Here is a 16,758-nt window from a genome sequence, read left to right as displayed (position 1 = left end):
TCGGTCAGTGTCGCCAAAACTCTTCCAATCCGTCGTGGACCCGCGTCACATCGCGCGGAGTGCCGAACAGTTCGAACTTGTACATGTGGGGGACCTGGCACTTGGCGGAGATGATGTCCCCGGCCAAGCAGTAGGCCTCCCCGAAGTTGGTGTTCCCCGCGCTGATCACGCCGCGGATGTGCCGCCGGTTGCGTTCGTCGTTGAGGAACTTGATGACCTGCTTGGGCACGGCGCCCCGGCCGTTGCCCCCGCCGTAGGTCGGGACCATCAGGACGAAGTCCTCGTCGACGACGAGGGGCTCATCCTTGGGGTAGAGCGGGATCCGATGGGCCGGCATGCCGAGCTTCTCGACGAAGCGCTTGGTGTTGCCGGACACCGAGGAGAAGTAGACGAGACGGGTCACGCCGACGCCTCCCCGGCCGCTCAGATCGCGGCGGTGCGGCGCTGCTCGGCGCCGACGCCCGCGAGCGCCTTGATCTTGTCGGGGCGGAAGCCCGACCAGTGGTCCTCGCCCGTGATGACGACGGGCGCCTGGACGTAGCCGAGGGACTTCACCTTCGCGAGCGCGTCGGCGTCCTCGGTGATGTCGACGACGTCGTAGGCGACGCCCGCCTTGTTCAGCGCGCGCTTGGTGGCATCGCACTGCACGCAGAGGGGCTTCGAGTACACGGTGATGTCCAAGGGAAGTGCCTTTCAGGAGCGTCGCGCCGAGGCGCAGGACAGGGGCGAGAAGGAGATGTTCAGGAGGTCCGAGGACCGTGTCGCGAGGCTGTGGACTCCCGCAGGAGCCCTGTGCGCCGCGACAACGTCAACACTACACCTAGTGGTGACTCGGCGCGACGACCACAAGATGTACTGAACTACAGGAGTGTCATCCACAATGCGTTGTTGACAGCATGTGGATGGAGGGGTGCTCGCTGGGGACGGAGCGGCCGCCTCCCGTGCGAGCACCGCTGATACGTGCACAACCCGCTGTGGACGGCGCTCCGGGCGGCCGACGCCGACGGTGGACAGGCACCCTCCGCAGCCCTCCCGGAGCGGTCGGAACAGGCCTCCGAGTGAGGTGTCTCCCGGCGTGTCCCGCGCGCGCCCCGGCGTGTCCCGGGCGTGTCGTCGGCGTGTCCCCCGCCGTCCCCCGTCCATCCCCCGGCCGTCCCCCGCCGGGGCGCCGGATCCGGGGCGCGGACCACCGGACCGGGGTCCGCACACAGGGGGCCGACGCGGAGAGCCCCCGCCCTCCCCGGCAGGGGACGACGGGGGCTCTCGGCGACGGTCTGCGGGCCGCCGGGGCCGACGGCGCGGCAGCGCCGACGGGACGTCTCAGCGGCGCGGGTCCTCCGGGACGGCGGGGTCCGCGGTCGCGGGCGGTACGTCCTCGGCCGCGGCCGGTGCGCCCTCGGCGCCGCCGGACCAGGCGTCGACGACCTCCTCGGTGCTCGGCGCCGCAGGCTGCTCGAGGGTCTCGCGCGCGGGCTCCGCGACGGGCGTCGCCTCCGGGGCCCGTCCGGGAGTCGGATCGGACGACGGCTCGGCGGCCGGCTCCGCGAGGGCGTGCGCCGCGGCAGGCCGCTCGCCGGAAGGGTCGGTCACGGGCTGCTCGAGGGTCTCGGGCGCGGGCTCCGCCCCGGGCAGCTCGACCTCGATGGTCGCGGAGGGGGCGGACGCCCCGTCGGCGGGCTCCTCGTCCGCGCGGACCGCGCCCATGGTCGCCGCCTCGGTCGACTCCTCTGCCCCGGACGTCGCCTCGGCCTCGGACCCCTCCTCCGGCTCCGCCTCGAGGCTGCGGCCGTCGGCCTCCACGATGGTGGCGAGCACCTCGCGCAGCAGCACCACCTGGCGCAGCGCCTCGGCGGCGCCGGCCAGCGGCGCCTCACCCTTCTCGACGAAGGCGTGGAAGGCCTCCCACATCAGCTCGGCCGAGCCCTTCGGCGCGGTGGTCGCGACCTCCTGGACCACGCCCGACTTCTTCTCCCGCAGAGAGACCGTCGAGCGGGCGTCGCCGTGGGAGGGCGCGGGCAGGTCCAGGCGCATGCGGCGCCGGGCGGAGAGCACCTGGAGCGTCTCGGAGTACTCGGGGGCGAAGGGGAGGTAGTGCCACACCAGGCGCACCTGCGCCCCGCTGCCGAGCTCGCCGAGCAGCTCGATCGATCCGGGGATCACTCCCTTGGGCCAGTGCCGCACCGCGACGAGCTTCTCGATCGGGCCGTAGGCCGCCTCGGTGACCGCCATCTGATGGGCGACGCCGGTGAGCAGACCCTTGACGTACAGGTCCCGGTCGCGCTGGGTGGCGCCGTCGCCGGTGCCCGCCTCGACGGCGGCCTGGAGCGCCTTGCGCCGCGCCGTGCGCTGCTCCGTGGGCAGGTCGTAGGAGGAGGTGGTGACGTGGGCCTGGCCGAACAGGGGCTGGCTCGCGGGCATGAGGACCTCGTGGTCCACCATCCGCAGGTCCTTGGTCGCGATGTGCTCGGACATCCGGGCCACGGAGTCGTCGTACTGCTGGGGATGGGCCAGCATCACCAGGCGCCGTCCCGCGATCCGCTCGAACTCGGCGACCTTCGCGATCTCCTCCTCGGAGTAGCCCAGCGGTGGCTCGACCATCACCGGGATGCCGCGGCGCACGATCGCGAGCAGGTCGTCGACGTGGAGCCCGTCGGTCGACAGCAGCACGCCGTCCAGGGAGAGGGTCCGCGCGCGCACCGCGGCGACGAGATCTGCGACGGTCTCGTAGCGGCGCTCCTCCTCGATGCCCCACACCTCGGAGGCCTCGCGGCGCCGACGGGGCGAGTGGTCCACCAGCGCGGCCACGCTGAAGCGGTCCCAGCGCCGGCGCAGCACCGGCAGGTGCACGGCCTGCGCCATGGTTCCGGCGCCGACCACGGCGATGTTCAGGATCTTCGGCATCGACAGGCTCCTCGGGGGCTCGGCAGGGAGGGGCGGCTGCGCCGTCGGGACGACGGGCGCCGGGCCGTCTCCGGCATCGCACCTGGACCGGGCACGATCGCACGCCTGTTCTACCACACGGGCAGGGACGACGATCACAGGGACGCCGCTCCGTCGCCCCCGCCCGCGGCGCTATCGTGGGGCGCTGATCGAACCCTGAGGAGGACCCGTGGTCGGACGCTTCTACACCGGTGTGCGGGGATTCGTGCGCCCGATCGTGAGGCTGCTGTGGAACCCGCGGGTCAGCGGGCTGGAGAACGTGCCGCCCGAGGGCGGCTTCGTGATCGCCTCGAACCACCTCGCCAACATCGACAGCTTCATGATCCCGGTGGTCCTGCCTCGAGCGATCCGCTTCGTGGCCAAGGAGTCGCTGTGGACGCAGAAGGGCCCGCACGGCGTGGTGCTGCGCTGGTTCTTCGACGCCGTCGGCGCGGTGCCGGTGGACCGCGAGGCGCTCTCCTCCGGCAAGGGCGCGCTGCAGGCCGGGCTCGAGGTGCTGCGCAACGGGGAGGGCTTCGCCGTCTACCCCGAGGGGCACCGCTCCAAGGACGGGCTGCTGCATCCGGGCAAGCAGGGCGCGGCCTGGCTCGCGCTCGAGTCGGGCTGCCCCGTGATCCCGGTCGGGGTCAAGGGCACACAGCACATGTTCTCCTCCCTGATCCCCCGCCGCGGCGAGATGACGATCCGGGTGGGCACCCCGATCACCCTCGAGGAGATCGACCCCTCCGCCTCCAAGGGGGCGCGCAGACGCCTCCTGACCGCCCGGATCATGGATGAGATCCAGGCGCTGTCCGGTCAGCGCCGGGCCGACGGTCCCTCGGCACGGTCCCGGGACCAGTAGGATCGCACCAGGCCGCACACCGAGGTCGCGGCCGTCGCCCGAGAGCACCCCAGCCAGGAGAGCAGATGGCCGTCGTCGTCGGATTCATCCCCACCGAAGTGGGCTTCAAGGCGCTGGCCGCGGCACGTGAGGAGGCCGAGCAGCGCGGCGGGCCGCTGGTCGTGGTCAACGTGCTGCGCGCGGGCGTCGAGGAGGATCCCCGCCACGCCGACGAGCAGCAGCTCGAGATAGCCCGTGACGAGCTCCGCCGCACCACCGTGCGCGTCGCCTTCCGCCAGGAGACCACGGAGGACGACATCGCCGACGTCCTGCTGCAGGTGGTCGAGGAGGAGAGGGCCGAGCTGCTCGTTCTCGGCGTGCGCCGTCAGAACGACCTCGCCCGCCACCTGCTGGGCCTGACCGTGCAGAAGCTCCTGCTCTCCTCCCCCAGCGACGTGCTCGTCGTCTGATCCCTCCCCCGGACGCCGACGCGGCCCGCCCCCCGCAGGGGACGGGCCGCGTCGGCGTCAGGGGTCGCCCCGCGGACGGCCCTGGAGGCCGGACCCTCAGGCGTTCTTGGGGTCGCCGCCCGGCTGGTCATCGCCCTGGCCGGCCATGACGGCCTGCACGATGCGCTCACCGATCGCCTGGTCCACGTTCTTCCAGTACTGGAAGGCCTTGGACAGCACCGGCTCCTCGACGGTGCTCAGCGCACCGGAGACCGTCTCGACCAGCCCCTCACGCTGAGCGTCGTCGAAGACCTCTCGCACGAGGATGCCCGGCTGGACGAAGTCCCCGTCCTCGGCGTGGAGGGTGTAGGCCGCGCGGACCATCTCGCCGTCGGACTCCCAGCCGTTCTCGACCGGACCCTGGGCGTCCTGGTAGCCGCGACCGTAGGAGTTCGGGGCGTAGACCGGCGCATCGCCGGAGTGCAGGAACTCCATGTGCCCCTCCTTGTCGTAGGAGTTGGTGGGCACGACCGGCTGGTTGACCGGCAGCTGGTTGAAGTTGGTCCCGATGCGGTGGCGCTGGGCGTCCGGGTAGGAGAACGAGCGCCCCAGCAGCATCTTGTCCGGGGACAGCCCGATGCCGGGCACGGTGTTCGAGGGGCTGAAGGCGGCCTGCTCGATCTGCGCGAAGTGGTTCCGGGGGTTCTTGTTCAGCGTGATCCGGCCGACCTTGATCAGCGGGTAGTCCTGGTGGGAGACCGTCTTGGTGAGGTCGAAGATGTTGAAGCGGTAGGTCTTCGCGTCCTCGTACGGGATCACCTGGACGGAGACGGTCCAGCTCGGGAAGTCGCCGTTCTCGATCGACTCGAACAGGTCGCGGCGGTGGTAGTCGCCGTCCACGCCCGCGAGACGGTCCGCCTCCTCGTTCGAGAGGAACTCCATGCCCTGATCGGTGTGGAAGTGGTACTTGACCCAGAACTTCTCGCCGGAGGCGTTGATCCACATGTAGGTGTGGGAGCCGTAGCCGTTCATGTGTCGCCACGACTTCGGCAGGCCGCGCTCGCCCATGAGGTAGGTGACCTGGTGGGCGCTCTCGGGGGAGTTGGTCCAGAAGTCCCACTGCATGGTGTTGTCGCGCAGGCCGGAGTCCGGGGTGCGCTTCTGGGAGTGGATGAAGTCGGGGAACTTCATCGGGTCGCGCAGGAAGAAGATCGGCGTGTTGTTGCCGACCAGGTCGTAGTTGCCCTGCTGGGTGTAGAACTTCAGCGCGAAGCCGCGCACGTCGCGCCAGGTGTCGGGCGAGCCGAGCTCGCCGGCGACGGTCGAGAAGCGCAGCAGCAGCGGGGTCTTCCGACCCGGCTGGAACAGGTCCGCCTTGGTGTACTGCGAGACGTCCTCGGTCACCTCGAGTTCGCCGAAGGCGCCGGAGCCCTTCGCGTGGGGGCTGCGCTCCGGGACGCGCTCGCGATCGAAGCGGGCGAGCTTCTCGACCAGGGCGACGTCGTGGAGCAGCAGCGGGCCGTCGGCGCCGACGCTCAGCGAGTGCGCATCGGACTCGCGGGGGGCGCCGGACTCGGTGGTCGACGGGATCGTCGAGTCGTGATGGGCCGTGGGATCCAGGTGGGTCATGGAGTTCTCCTCGGGGTGGTTTTTCTGACAGGTCGTGACGAAACGTTCTGACAGTCGTGGGCGGTCAAGGACCCTGATCCGGCCGGAGCCGGGTCAGGGGGTTCAGGGGGTGGCGGCCTCGCGCTCGCGGCAGTCGCTGCACGTCCCGCGGTAGACGACGTCGGCCATCTCGATCGAGAAGCCGTGGTCCTCGTGCGGGATCAGGCAGGGCGCGGCGCCGACGGCGCAGGGGACGTCCTCGAGACGTCCGCAGCTGCGGCACACCAGGTGGTGGTGGTTGTCGTGGCGGTGCATCTCGTAGCGCATGGAGCGCCCGCCGACAGAGACGCGTCGCAGCAGCTCGGCGTCGGAGAGGGCGTTGAGCACGTCGTAGACGGCCTGGCGGGAGACCGTGCCGAGGTTCTCGCGCACGGCCTGGGCGATCGCCTCCGCATCGGAGTGCGGGTGGGCCTCGACCGCGGCCAGGGTCGCGAGCCGCGGAGCGGTCACGCGCAGGCCGACGCTCCGCAGGGCGGAGGTGTGGTCGGTGGTCGTCATGGCCCCCACCCTAGCCCTCTATCTGGACAATCTCAAGAAAACGAGCGGGGCCGTCCACGCCGGCTCCTCCCCCGCCGACGAGAACGGGCCCGGCCCCCTGCGAGGGGCCGGGCCCGTGATCCGGAGCCGCCTGCCGGAATCGAACCGGCGACCTATTCATTACGAGTGAATCGCTCTACCGACTGAGCTAAGGCGGCGTCGCCGCGCACGCGCGGCGGACCGGTTCACTGTACGTGACCTGGCTGGCCAGGCGCAAAGCGTCCCGGCGCGATCCGCGTCACGCTCGTCGGATCCGCGTCCCGCTCAGCAGCGCAGCCCCTCCTCGGGCACGGTGCCCTCGAGGAGATAGGCGTCGACCTGCTCCTCGATGCACCCGCCCGAGCGGCCGTAGGCGGTGTGGCCCTCCCCCTCGTAGGTCAGCAGCGTCGCGTCGCCGAGCTGGGAGGCGAGCTCCTCCGACCAGGCGTAGGGGGTGGCGGGATCGCCGGTGGTGCCGACGACCAGGATCGGGCCGGCGCCCTCGGCGGTGATCGGCGCGGGCTCGCGCACGGGCTCCTCGGGCCACTGGGCGCAGCCGTCCCCGCCGAGCATCGGGCCGAAGGTCGGGAACTCCTCGGCGAGGCGCTCGGCCTCCTGCTCGACCCACTGCTCGTCGGCGACCCCGGGGTGGTCCAGGCAGTTCACGGCCGTGATCGCGAAGGCGGCGTTGGTGCGGTAGGTCCCGTCGTAGCGGCGCTCGGAGGAGAGGTCCGCGATGTACAGCAGCTGGGAGCCGTCGCCGTTCATCGCGGCGGCGAGCGCCTCGCGCCCGTACTCCCACTGCGCGTCGTCGTACAGCAGCGTCAGCACCGCGGAGCGGGCGAGGGCCCCGGTCAGCGGCCGCTCGGGGTCGCCGGTGTCCAGCGGGGTCTCGTCCACGCTCCCGAAGAAGCTCAGCAGCTGCTCCTTCGCCTCGGCCTCGTCGCCGCGGAAGGGGCAGGAGTCGCCGGCCTCGAGGCAGCGGGCCAGGAAGGCCTCGGTCGCGTGCTCGAAGCCCTCGGCCTGGCCGGCGGAGAACTCGTCCATGGACATGTCGGGGTCGATCGCGCCGTCCAGGACGAAGCGTCCCACCCGACCGGGGTGCAGCTCGGCGTAGCTCGCGCCGAGATAGGTGCCGTAGGAGTAGCCGAGGTAGTCGAGCTCCTCGTCGCCGAGCGCCGCGCGCAGCACGTCCATGTCGCGGGCCGCGGAGTAGCTGTCGAGATAGGGCAGGACGTCGCCGGAGTTCGCCTCGCAGGCCTCGGCCACGCGCGCACCCCACTCCTCGGCGAGCGCGCTCGCGTCCTCCGCGGCGGGGTCCCCGGTCGCGGCGAGGTACTCGTCGGTCTCCGAGTCGTCGAGGCATTCGATCCCCTCCGAGCGGTTCACGCCGCGGGGGTCGAAGCCGATGACGTCGTAGCTCGCACGCACCTCGGGCGAGATCAGGATCTCCGCCGAGGGCAGGAAGTTCACGCCCGAGCCGCCGGGGCCGCCCGGGTTGGTCACGAGCGAGCCCTTCGACTCGCCGTCGGCGGCGAGGCGGCCGACGGCGATCTCGATGTCCCCGGCCTCGGGGTCGTTCCAGACCAGCGGCACCGTGATCGTCCCGCACTCGGCGCCCTCGGCGTCCACGTCCTCGCAGGGGCCCCACTCGATCTGCTGCGAGTAGTAGGCCTCGTAGGCGGGGTCCTCGGCCGGGTCCGTCGGCAGGTCGACCGCCGCGGAGGTCCCGGTCTCCTCGAGCGCCGGGCCCTCGTCGGCGGAGTCCTCGCCGGCGCCGCCGGCATCGCCCGCGCCGCCGGCATCGCCCGCGCCGCCGGAGTCGCTCGCCTCACTGCCGGCCGGGGCGTCCCCCTCCGGACCGGCACCCTCCGTGCAGCCCGCCAGGAGCATCGTCGCGACGGCCGCCGCGGCGGCGAGGCGGGCGAGGGGGCGTCGAGTGCCGGGGAGGGGCGTCATGCGGGGTCCTTGTCCATGGGGGAAGCATCCGTGGGGCCCGGCCATCCTAGGACGCTTCCCGGCCGATCTCCCGACGTCAGGGCCCCGTCGTCGTCCGCGGAGCGTACGGCCTCGGCGGAGCGTCCGCCGTCAGCCGATCTCCCGGTGCCGCCACCTCTGCGTCCCGAGCGCGGCGGGGAGCAGGACGAGCAGGACCATCGGCAGCAGCTCGAACGCGCCGGCCTCCCCGTTCGCCAGGGCGAGCGACGCGCCGGTCAGGTCCACCGCGGCGATGACGTCGGCCAGGGTCTGCGAGCCGAAGGCCATGGCCAGGTTCGAGGCGGTCCCGATGACGAAGGGGATGCCGATCGCGGCGACCAGACCCAGCACGGTGGACTGCAGCAGCATGCCCATCGCGAGGGAGAACAGGAAGGTCGCACCGAGGTTCGCGAGCTGCGTGGTCAGCACCCCCTCGATGCTCGAGAGAACCGCCCCCTCGCCGATCAGCTCCCCGCCGATCCAGGTGCTCGCGGCGGCCAGGCCGATGCTCACCGCCGCCAGCGCGACGAACACCACCAGCGCCGCGATCGCCTTGGAGGTCAGGACGGCGAGGCGCCCCGGGCGCTGCAGGAGGGTGATCTGGATCGAGCCGTCGGACCACTCCCCCGCCGTGATCCACACGGTCAGGGCGGGGATGATCAGGGTCAGCGGCAGCGAGATCACGAAGAAGGTCATCTCGAGATCGGCGGTGCGGTCGGGGACCAGCGCGGGCTGGATCAGGCCGCCGAGCGCGGCGAAGCCGGCCACGGCGAGCAGGGACAGGGTCAGCAGGATCTTCGCGCCTCGGGTGTCGAGGAAGGCGCGCAGGTCGATGTCGGGTCGCACGGGGGTCTCCTGGCGGTCGGAGGGCGGAGGTCAGAGGGCGGGGGCGGGTTCGTCGGCGGAGGGCTCCTCGTGCCCGGTCAGGGCGAAGAACACCTCCTCCAGGCCGGTGCCGGCGCCCGCGCCGAGGGAGGTGAGCACGAGCTGCTCGCGCAGGGCGAGGCGGCCCATGTCCTCGGGGGCGAGGCTGACGGCGAGCTCGCCGCCGGCGCGCAGCTCGAAGGCGATGCCGTGGGCGTCCAGGGCGCGGCGCAGCGCCGCCTGGTCCAGCGCGGCGACGCGGGTGCCGGTCACGGCGGTGAGCTCCTCGAGCGGGCCCTCGCGCACCAGGCGCCCCTCGGAGATCACGACCAGCCGGTCCACGGTCGCCTCGACCTCGCGCAGCTGGTGGCTGGAGAGGAGTACGATGCCGCCGGCGTCGGCGAAGGAGCGCAGCAGGCGGCGCATCCAGCGGATCCCCTCGGGGTCCAGGCCGTTGGCGGGCTCGTCGAGCACGAGCACCGAGGGATCGCCCATGAGCGCGACGCCGATCCCGAGCCGCTGGCGCATGCCGTAGGAGTAGCCGCCCACGCGCTTGGTCGCGGCCTGCTCGAGGCCGACGGTCTCGAGCACCTCCTCGGCGCGGTCGCGCGGCATCCCGAGGGTGCGGGCGGTCAGGCGCAGGGTCTCGATCCCGGTGCGGCCGCCGTGGAGAGCGCGCGCATCGAGCATCACGCCGACGGTGCGGGCGGGATGCTCCAGCGCGCGGTAGCGGCGGCCGCCGATCAGGGCCATGCCCTCGTCGGCCTCCGCGAGACCGGTGAGGATCCGCAGGGTGGTGGACTTCCCCGCCCCGTTGGGGCCGAGGAAGCCGGTGACGGTGCCGGGGCTGCAGGAGAAGGAGAGGGCGTCGACGGCGGCGCGGGCGCCGTAGCGCTTGCTCAGCGCACGCACCTCGAGGGTCGGGGCGGTGGCGGTGGTGGAGGTCATGGCCTCACGCTCCTCCCCCGCCGCGGCGCGGCGACAGCGACCACGGGTCCGTGCGCGGGCGACGATCGTCGGCTCCTTGACGGTCCCCGTCCGACGATGGTCGCCGGCCCCGTCCCGAGCGGCTGCGCGGCCCGTATGCGCCGCTACAGTGACCGGGTGGACCACCCAGGAGCGCCCGCCCGTCGTCGCTGGCAGGAAGGGCTGATCGTCGTCGCCGTCGCCGCGGAGGCGGCGGCGACGACGCTGCTCGCCACCTCCGCGATCGGCCGCTGGCAGGGCGTCGTCGCGCTGCTGCTGGGCGTCGCGCTGCTCGCCCGGCACCGGCACTGGCCGTGGCTGCTGCCGCTGGTGCAGATCGCCAATGCCTTCTCGGGCTCGATCACCGTGCTGATCATCGCCACGTACACCTTCTCCACCCGCTGCCCGAACCGCGTGCTGACGCTGCTGTTCGCGCTGCTCGCGGCGGGCACCGCCACGCTCACCCCGCTGCTGCTGATGGGCGACCAGCCCGAGGCGGCGCTGATGACGATCGTGCTGACCACGCTGGTCGTGGCGGCGTCGACCTCGATCGGCCTCTACACGGCGGTGCGGCGAGCGCTGCTGGCGGAGCTGCGGGAGCGGGCCGAGCAGGCCGAGTCCGGACGGGCCGCGGCCGAGGAGCAGGCCCGACGCGCCGAGCGCACCCGCATCGCCCGCGAGATGCACGACATCGTCGCGCACAAGATCTCGCTGGTCGCCCTGCAGGCCGGGGCGCTCGAGGTGAACCCCGACATGGGCCGCGAGCAGGTCCAGCAGTCCGCCTCCCTGATCCGCGGCACCGCGACCACGGCGCTGTCCGAGCTGCGGGAGGTGCTGGGGGTGCTGCGCGGGGACGAGGAGCAGGCGCCGCTGGCCCCGCAGCCCACCTGGGAGGACGTGCGGCGCCTGGTGACCACCTCGCAGGAGGCGGGGGTGTCGGTGGACCTGTTCGACTTCATCGACGACCCGGTCCCCGATCCCCTGGCGCGCACCGCCTTCCGCGTGGTCCAGGAGGGCCTGACCAACATCCACAAGCACGCCGTGCACACCCGGGCCCGGGTGGCGCTGATCGGCGAGCCCGGCACCGACCTCGTGATCGAGGTCAGTAATGTGCTCCCCAAGGGGTTCACGACGGATCTGCCGGGGGCCAGGATGGGCCTGTCCGGCATCGAGACGCGGGTGACCCATGCGGGCGGGTCCATCACCTCGGGCCCGACCGACGACGGACGATTCGAAGTGAGGGCGGTGATCCCGTGGCCGACGGCGACGTGACGCGCGTGGGACTGATCGACGACGACTCCCTGGTCCGGGCCGGGCTGGCGATGATCCTCGGCGCCGATCCGGGGATCGAGGTGGTAGGTCAGGGGGCGGACGGCTCCGAGGCGGTGCCGCTGGTGCAGAAGCACCGGCCCGACGTGCTGCTGATGGACGTGCGCATGCCCACCCTCGACGGGATCGCGGCGACGAAGGCGGTCACCGCGCTGACCGGCGCGCCGAAGATCATCATGCTGACCACCTTCGACATGGACGAGTACGTCTTCCAGGCGCTCGAGGCCGGCGCCAGCGGGTTCCTGCTCAAGGACACCCCGCCGCAGGACCTCGCCCGAGCCGTGCACGTGGTCGCCGGCGGCGAGGCGATGCTCTCCCCGACTGTGACCCGCCGGATGCTCTCCCACTTCTCGGACGCGAACCCGGGCTCCCGGCAGGAGCGCCACCCGGGACTCGACCAGCTCACCGAGCGCGAGACCGAGGTGCTCGGCGCCGTCGGGGCGGGGCTGTCCAACGCCCAGATCGGGATGCGGCTGTTCATGAGCGAGGCGACGGTGAAGGCGCACGTCTCGAAGATCTTCGCGAAGCTCGACTGCACCAACCGCGTGCAGATCGCGATCATCGCCCACGAGGCCGGGCTGACGGACCTCGACGCCGACCAGCTCTGAAGGAAGCGGGGCGGTACGCGCCCTACCCCCAGCTCGATCGGCTGATCTCCTACCGGCTCGTCCCTCGCCAGTACGTCGATCAGCCCCAGCCCAGCTCGTGGAGGCGCTCGTCGCTGATGCCGAAGAGGTGGCCGAGCTCGTGGAGCACGGTCACCGCGATCTCGCGGACCAGGTACTCGCGGGAGCGGGCGTGGCGCTGCAGCGGTCCGCGGAAGACGAAGATCCGGTCCGGCTGGCGGAAGCCGTCGAACACGGAGCGCCGATCCAGCGGCACCCCCTCGTACAGGCCCAGCAGCTCGGCGCCGCGGGACTGCTCGGGCGTCGGCTCCTCCTCGACGAGGATCGCGACGTTCGCCTCCGCGATCGCCCGGGCGACCTCGTCCGGCAGCGAGTCCAGGGCGTCGTCGACCGCCTCCTCGAACTCCGCTCGGCTGATGTGGATCATGCGGTCATCGAACCACGCCCGCCCGCGCCGTGGGGCCGTCGGTCTCCGCGCCGGTCGGATCCGTGTCGGATAGGACGCACCTCGCCCGAACCCGCGAGCGTCGGTGCCCGGCCCGCAGGTATGCTCTGGCACGGGCGGTTCCGACCGCCCCGGGCCCCCATCGTCTAGAGGCCCAGGACACCGGCCTTTCACGCCGGCGACACGGGTTCGAATCCCGTTGGGGGTACGCTTCTGACCTGCACTGACGCTCGATTGTCACGGCTCCGGACTACGGTCCGGACTACATCCGAGTCTCAGGAGTGGGCATGGCATCGGTTTCAGCACGTCCGAGGGCGGACGGCACGGTCGCGTACAGGGTCCAGTTCAGGCTGGCCCGCGGCGGCCCGCCGACGACCGAGACCTTCGACACCGCACGTGAGGCCGGCGCCTTCGCGAAGCTCGTCGACACGATCGGCGGCGCCGCAGCCCGCGCGAAGCGGCTCGCGCTCGCCGAGGGCGGGCCGACGACGCCGTTGCTGTCCGAGGTGCTCGAGGACTACATCGCCGCGGCCCCGGACATCACGGCCGGCACCGCGGCGGAGTACCGGCGGGTCCTCGCCCGGTCGGGGCTCGAGGAACGGCTCGGCGCGTTCCCGGTCTCGATGATCGATCGGGTCGACGTGGAGCAGTGGGTCCAGGCGAGGCGCACCAAGGTCTCGGCGAAGACGAAGCGGCCGATCGCGCCGAAGACGATCCGGAACGAGCACGGGCTCCTCTCCTCGCTGCTGCAGCACGCGGTGGATCGCGGCTGGGCGACGACGAACCCGTGCGAGAAGGTGCGCCTTCCCTCGGCCGAGCACCACGAGCTGCAGATCCCGACGACCGAGGAGCTGGGCCGCATCGTCGCCGCGATCTCCCCGCTGTACCGGCCGCTGGTGCTGCTGCTCGCCGCGACGGGCATGCGGTGGGGCGAGGCGACCGCGCTCACGTGGCGCGACGTCGACGCCGCCGGCGCCCGAATCCGCGTTCGGCAGGCGTGGAAGCACGCCGACTCCGGTGGCCGCGAGCTCGGCGCGCCGAAGACCCGCACGGCGTACCGCACGATCGAGACCACGCCCGGGATCATCGCCGCGCTCGGCGCCCGCGGGAAGCCCGAGCAGCTGGTGTTCCGCAACCGGCACGGCCGCCAGGTCCAGCACCACACCTTCCACCAATACCACTGGACCAGCGCCTGCACCGCGGCGAAGCTCGACCCGCGCCCGCGCGTGCACGACCTCCGCCACTACGCCGCCTCGCACATGCTCGCCGCCGGCGCCGACCTCTTCGAGGTCTCCCGCGCCCTCGGCCACCGCTCGATCAAGACCACCACCGACGTCTACGGCCACCTCGTCCCGACGAAGACCCGCCCGACGGTCACGCACTCCCGCGACCTCGAGCACCTCATGAAGCCCCCGAGAGGCTCGCAGGCCGCCTGACCCCACCACGACGCCCCCAGGCCCGCTCACCGCGGCCCTGGGGGCGTTCTCGTGCGTCCAGACGCGACGTGCGCCTCAGCGCGCCGCCACGCTCACGCTCCCCACCATCCCGTGTCCTGGCTCCCCTCGGTCTCGTGCTCAATGACCTCGGCCCACCACGGCGCCGGCACCGGCTCCCGCAACTCGAGAGCGAGCTCGAGCTGCTCGGCTTCTTGGCGGTCGGTCATGGGAGGTCCTCCGGGGGCATGGTGTGGTGGGCGTCGTGGGCGGCGCGCGCGATCTCGAGCAGCTCATCGGCACGGAGCTCGGCGACGCGGGCGCGGAGCACGTGCACGGTCACCCAGAGCTCGTCGGCGAGCTCCGACTCGGACCGTGCCCATCGCACGGCGGCGAGGAGCCGCTCCCACGGGATGAGCCGGCGCGCGACTTCACGGTCGACCTCGGCCTCGTGGCCGGGGCTGCACGCACCGGTGTGGCCGTGCTCGAGATGGATCAGCTCGTGGGTGAGGGAGCAGCGCCGCTCAACCTGAAGGAGTCGACGGCGCATCCGGATCTCGTCGACGCCGTTGGTGTCCGCGCGGCGCCCGGGCGGGAGGTCGTCTGTGTGCTCGAGGATGACGTGGGGCCAGTGCCGGCCGAGGACGCGCCACGGGTGGTAGATCGGGGCCGGTGCCGAGTGCTCGCGCATGGTCCTGGACCATAGTGAGGAGGGCTGACGGACCGACTCGAAGGAACTGACATGGCGGGACGTCTGCCGAGCTGAGCCGACATGCCCCGACACGCCCAGCCGTCTACCACGAGTAGACGCAGGACGCCCGGGGGTGCGAAAATAGGCACCAGAGGATCTCGGCGCCGAGCTGAAGGTCCTCGATCGGCCCCTCGAGGAGGGTTGCCGGGATTGGCCGGAACCAGGTGACTGGATCCTTTCACCCGCTGAGGTGACTGTGGCCCCCGGGGCCCCCCTCGAGGGGCCGGTTCGTTGCCTGCCACCACCCTCGGGTGGTCAGGAACGAGGGGTCGCCGTGCACCTTCACTCCGTAGCCCATCACGCGCCCACGGGAGCTGCTTCGCACTTGGTGCCAGTGCCGTAACAGGTGCCGAGCTTCCCGGATGTCATCTCCCCCTCGCTCTACGGCTCGACGAAACATGCCGAGGTAGAGATCTGCCGCCTGGACGCCGTCGTACTCGTTGGTGCCGACCCAGCGCGGCGGCCAGTGCATCAGATGCCACGGAGTAGACCACGGGGACGCCTTCCTACGCACGTTCGCCAGGTACCCAATGCTCTCCGCGTGATCCATTCCCTTCACCGCCCCGAGCCGCACCATTCCGCGGCGCTGCCCTCCCTCCCACTCCTGAAGAGCGAGAGCGACACGTTCCAGCATGAGCCGCATCGTCCAGTGGTAGAACAGGTCCCCGTTGCTGCGCAGCTCGGGTGACGCCACCATCGTTGCCTTGTCGGCGACGACGTAGATCACCTTTACCCCCGGAATGGCTGCAACCATGTTGGACGCCATGTCGCGCCGCTGCTCGTGCCGGGCCTTCTTGAAGTGCTCGATCCAGTGCAGCGGCCTGTCGGTGCCAATCTCGGCGCGCAGCCCGCTTACGGTCGCGCGAAGCTGCGGAACGGACTCCTGCGGGACCATCACGGCACACATGCCGAACCAGGTGCTGGACTGCGACGTCCACCCCCGATCACCGGTCTCGTCGCAGAACACCTCGACAAGCTTCAACGCACCGAAGCCGTCGGGCACAGCGAACTTCGGAGCGGGCGTCCCGTTGATAATCCCGCTGAGATCCAGGTTCACGCCGGCTCTTCATTCCCTGGGTCCTGGGACTCCTCGCCAAGCGCCGCGGCGCGGGCGTCGTCTGCCTCGAGGAGCGAGGGGCCGGAGTCGTCGGCCGCGCGGTCGTAGTCCGACTGCCGCGGCCGGCGCTCGCTATACCGGGCCTCGCCCGACTCGGTGAGGCCCGGCGGAACCCAGCCTTGGCTGAGCGGCCCGACTGCGTGGCGAGGGTTGACGGGCACCCGGAGCTCGCCGGCGGCCGGCGTAACCCCATCTGGCTGAGGCGGATCCTCCAGGTCGCTGCCGCCGGCCTCTCGGCGCTCGAGCACCTCGCGAGCGCGAGCCTCGGCACGCACGAAGACTCCCTCGTCGGCGTCGTCGGGGATGAGGAGCGCGAGCTGGTCGAGCAGCTCGTGCAGGGCCTCGGTGTCCATGTCCGGGATCGAGAGCTCGTTGAGCCGGCGGAGCATCTCGTTGGGGTGCAGGGGTCGTTGGTGGAGCTCGTGCTCAAGGTCGGCCATCCTCGCGTTGTCGCGGACGAAGCCGCGGATCACATCTAGGACGACGCGTCGCTGGTGGACGGTGAGCTGGTCGGACCCTTCAGGCAGCGCCTCGGCGAGCGAGGCCATCGGCAGCGGGAGGCCTGCGGCTTCGTACACCTCGTCGACAGGCATCTCCGCGAGCACGGCCAGCGCCTCGATGGTCTGGCGCTGGGGCGTGCTCTCGTACTTGCCGGCGAGGATCCGGTCCACCGTCGCGTACGACAGCGTCAGGCCCTTGCTCTTCGCGATGCGCTGGAGTGCACGTCCACCCTTGCCGCCGTTCCTGTCGGAGGCGGTCCGGGCGACGTCCTGCAGCGTGAGCTTCGATCGGGCCATGTGGAGATCCTCAGGAGTCTGGTCAAGCTTCTACACCTGCCGTGAAAGGCCAGGCCGACA

The 16,758-nt window shown here is 71.7% G+C and carries 18 protein-coding genes and 2 tRNA genes; 6 read left to right on the top strand and 14 right to left on the bottom strand.

The window, feature by feature from the left end; translation table 11 throughout:
- Window positions 1-4 precede the first annotated feature (4 nt).
- The 3 genes from nrdI to DS079_RS11170 all read right to left on the bottom strand — a co-directional run bounded on the left by nrdI (window position 5) and on the right by DS079_RS11170 (window position 2,901).
- Window positions 5-403: a class Ib ribonucleoside-diphosphate reductase assembly flavoprotein NrdI gene (gene nrdI / locus DS079_RS11180; RefSeq protein ID WP_126987691.1), complete on the bottom strand. Its 399-nt coding sequence runs from the start codon at window positions 401-403 to the stop codon at window positions 5-7.
- Window positions 404-423: 20 nt separating this feature from the next.
- Window positions 424-681, bottom strand: coding sequence for a glutaredoxin-like protein NrdH (nrdH, locus tag DS079_RS11175; RefSeq protein ID WP_010550466.1), 258 nt, complete (start codon window positions 679-681; stop codon window positions 424-426).
- Window positions 682-1,320: 639 nt separating this feature from the next.
- Window positions 1,321-2,901 (bottom strand): Gfo/Idh/MocA family protein, encoded by a 1,581-nt coding sequence (locus tag DS079_RS11170; protein ID WP_126987688.1) that lies wholly within the window; start codon window positions 2,899-2,901, stop codon window positions 1,321-1,323.
- A gap of 208 nt (window positions 2,902-3,109) precedes the next feature.
- Between DS079_RS11170 and DS079_RS11165 the strand changes: the two genes are divergently transcribed.
- Window positions 3,110-3,781 (top strand): lysophospholipid acyltransferase family protein, encoded by a 672-nt coding sequence (locus DS079_RS11165; protein ID WP_126987685.1) that lies wholly within the window; start codon window positions 3,110-3,112, stop codon window positions 3,779-3,781.
- A gap of 65 nt (window positions 3,782-3,846) precedes the next feature.
- Window positions 3,847-4,230 carry a universal stress protein gene (locus DS079_RS11160; RefSeq protein ID WP_010550469.1) on the top strand — a complete coding sequence of 128 codons (384 nt, stop codon included), beginning with the start codon at window positions 3,847-3,849 and terminating at the stop codon, window positions 4,228-4,230.
- A gap of 96 nt (window positions 4,231-4,326) precedes the next feature.
- Here DS079_RS11160 and DS079_RS11155 read toward each other — a convergent pair whose 3' ends face one another.
- The 6 genes from DS079_RS11155 to DS079_RS11130 form a co-directional block, all read right to left on the bottom strand.
- Window positions 4,327-5,838, bottom strand: a complete 1,512-nt coding sequence (locus DS079_RS11155; protein ID WP_126987682.1) for a catalase — start codon at window positions 5,836-5,838, stop codon at window positions 4,327-4,329.
- 102 nt (window positions 5,839-5,940) lie between these two features.
- Window positions 5,941-6,375: a Fur family transcriptional regulator gene (locus DS079_RS11150; protein ID WP_053917054.1), complete on the bottom strand. Its 435-nt coding sequence runs from the start codon at window positions 6,373-6,375 to the stop codon at window positions 5,941-5,943.
- Between the two features lie 124 nt (window positions 6,376-6,499).
- A tRNA-Thr gene (locus DS079_RS11145) sits at window positions 6,500-6,572 on the bottom strand.
- A gap of 106 nt (window positions 6,573-6,678) precedes the next feature.
- The gene (locus tag DS079_RS11140; RefSeq protein ID WP_126987679.1) at window positions 6,679-8,352 is read right to left on the bottom strand and encodes an alpha/beta hydrolase; all 1,674 of its coding nucleotides are present in this window, start codon (window positions 8,350-8,352) and stop codon (window positions 6,679-6,681) included.
- Window positions 8,353-8,481: 129 nt separating this feature from the next.
- Complete coding sequence (locus DS079_RS11135; RefSeq protein WP_126987676.1) at window positions 8,482-9,216, bottom strand: ABC transporter permease; 735 nt, start codon at window positions 9,214-9,216, stop codon at window positions 8,482-8,484.
- Window positions 9,217-9,246: 30 nt separating this feature from the next.
- Entirely contained in the window at window positions 9,247-10,182 is a 936-nt protein-coding gene (locus DS079_RS11130; RefSeq protein WP_126987673.1) for an ABC transporter ATP-binding protein, read from the bottom strand.
- Window positions 10,183-10,338: 156 nt separating this feature from the next.
- Here DS079_RS11130 and DS079_RS11125 point away from each other — a divergent pair, with 156 nt between their 5' ends.
- Both DS079_RS11125 and DS079_RS11120 read left to right on the top strand, forming a co-directional pair.
- Complete coding sequence (locus DS079_RS11125; protein WP_231880859.1) at window positions 10,339-11,472, top strand: sensor histidine kinase; 1,134 nt, start codon at window positions 10,339-10,341, stop codon at window positions 11,470-11,472.
- Window positions 11,454-12,137, top strand: a complete 684-nt coding sequence (locus DS079_RS11120; protein ID WP_010550476.1) for a response regulator — start codon at window positions 11,454-11,456, stop codon at window positions 12,135-12,137. The genes DS079_RS11125 and DS079_RS11120 overlap by 19 nt, the downstream gene beginning before the upstream one ends.
- Before the next feature lie 79 nt (window positions 12,138-12,216).
- Here the strand turns inward: DS079_RS11120 and DS079_RS11115 are convergent, their stop codons facing one another.
- Window positions 12,217-12,582: a metallopeptidase family protein gene (locus DS079_RS11115; protein WP_126987667.1), complete on the bottom strand. Its 366-nt coding sequence runs from the start codon at window positions 12,580-12,582 to the stop codon at window positions 12,217-12,219.
- A 153-nt stretch (window positions 12,583-12,735) separates the two neighbouring features.
- Here DS079_RS11115 and DS079_RS11110 point away from each other — a divergent pair.
- Both DS079_RS11110 and DS079_RS11105 read left to right on the top strand, forming a co-directional pair.
- Window positions 12,736-12,808 (top strand) — tRNA-Glu (locus tag DS079_RS11110).
- A gap of 79 nt (window positions 12,809-12,887) precedes the next feature.
- Window positions 12,888-14,036, top strand: coding sequence for a tyrosine-type recombinase/integrase (locus tag DS079_RS11105; protein WP_126987664.1), 1,149 nt, complete (start codon window positions 12,888-12,890; stop codon window positions 14,034-14,036).
- 92 nt (window positions 14,037-14,128) lie between these two features.
- Here DS079_RS11105 and DS079_RS17625 read toward each other — a convergent pair whose 3' ends face one another.
- The 4 genes from DS079_RS17625 to DS079_RS11090 form a co-directional block, all read right to left on the bottom strand.
- On the bottom strand, window positions 14,129-14,263 hold the full coding sequence (locus DS079_RS17625) for a hypothetical protein (RefSeq protein ID WP_271190687.1): 135 nt from the start codon (window positions 14,261-14,263) through the stop codon (window positions 14,129-14,131).
- A complete protein-coding gene (locus tag DS079_RS11100; protein WP_126987661.1) occupies window positions 14,260-14,724 on the bottom strand; it encodes an ImmA/IrrE family metallo-endopeptidase in 465 nt (154 codons plus the stop codon). Before DS079_RS11100 ends, DS079_RS17625 begins: the two co-directional genes overlap by 4 nt.
- Before the next feature lie 238 nt (window positions 14,725-14,962).
- Window positions 14,963-15,841, bottom strand: a complete 879-nt coding sequence (locus DS079_RS11095) for a DUF3800 domain-containing protein (protein WP_126987659.1) — start codon at window positions 15,839-15,841, stop codon at window positions 14,963-14,965.
- The gene (locus DS079_RS11090; protein WP_126987656.1) at window positions 15,838-16,698 is read right to left on the bottom strand and encodes a hypothetical protein; all 861 of its coding nucleotides are present in this window, start codon (window positions 16,696-16,698) and stop codon (window positions 15,838-15,840) included. Before DS079_RS11090 ends, DS079_RS11095 begins: the two co-directional genes overlap by 4 nt.
- Window positions 16,699-16,758: the final 60 nt, after the last annotated feature.

Source organism: Brachybacterium paraconglomeratum (genome assembly GCF_003994255.1).
Classification (GTDB): Bacteria; Actinomycetota; Actinomycetes; order Actinomycetales; family Dermabacteraceae; genus Brachybacterium; species Brachybacterium conglomeratum.
This window is presented reverse-complemented; position numbering and strand designations above follow the sequence as displayed.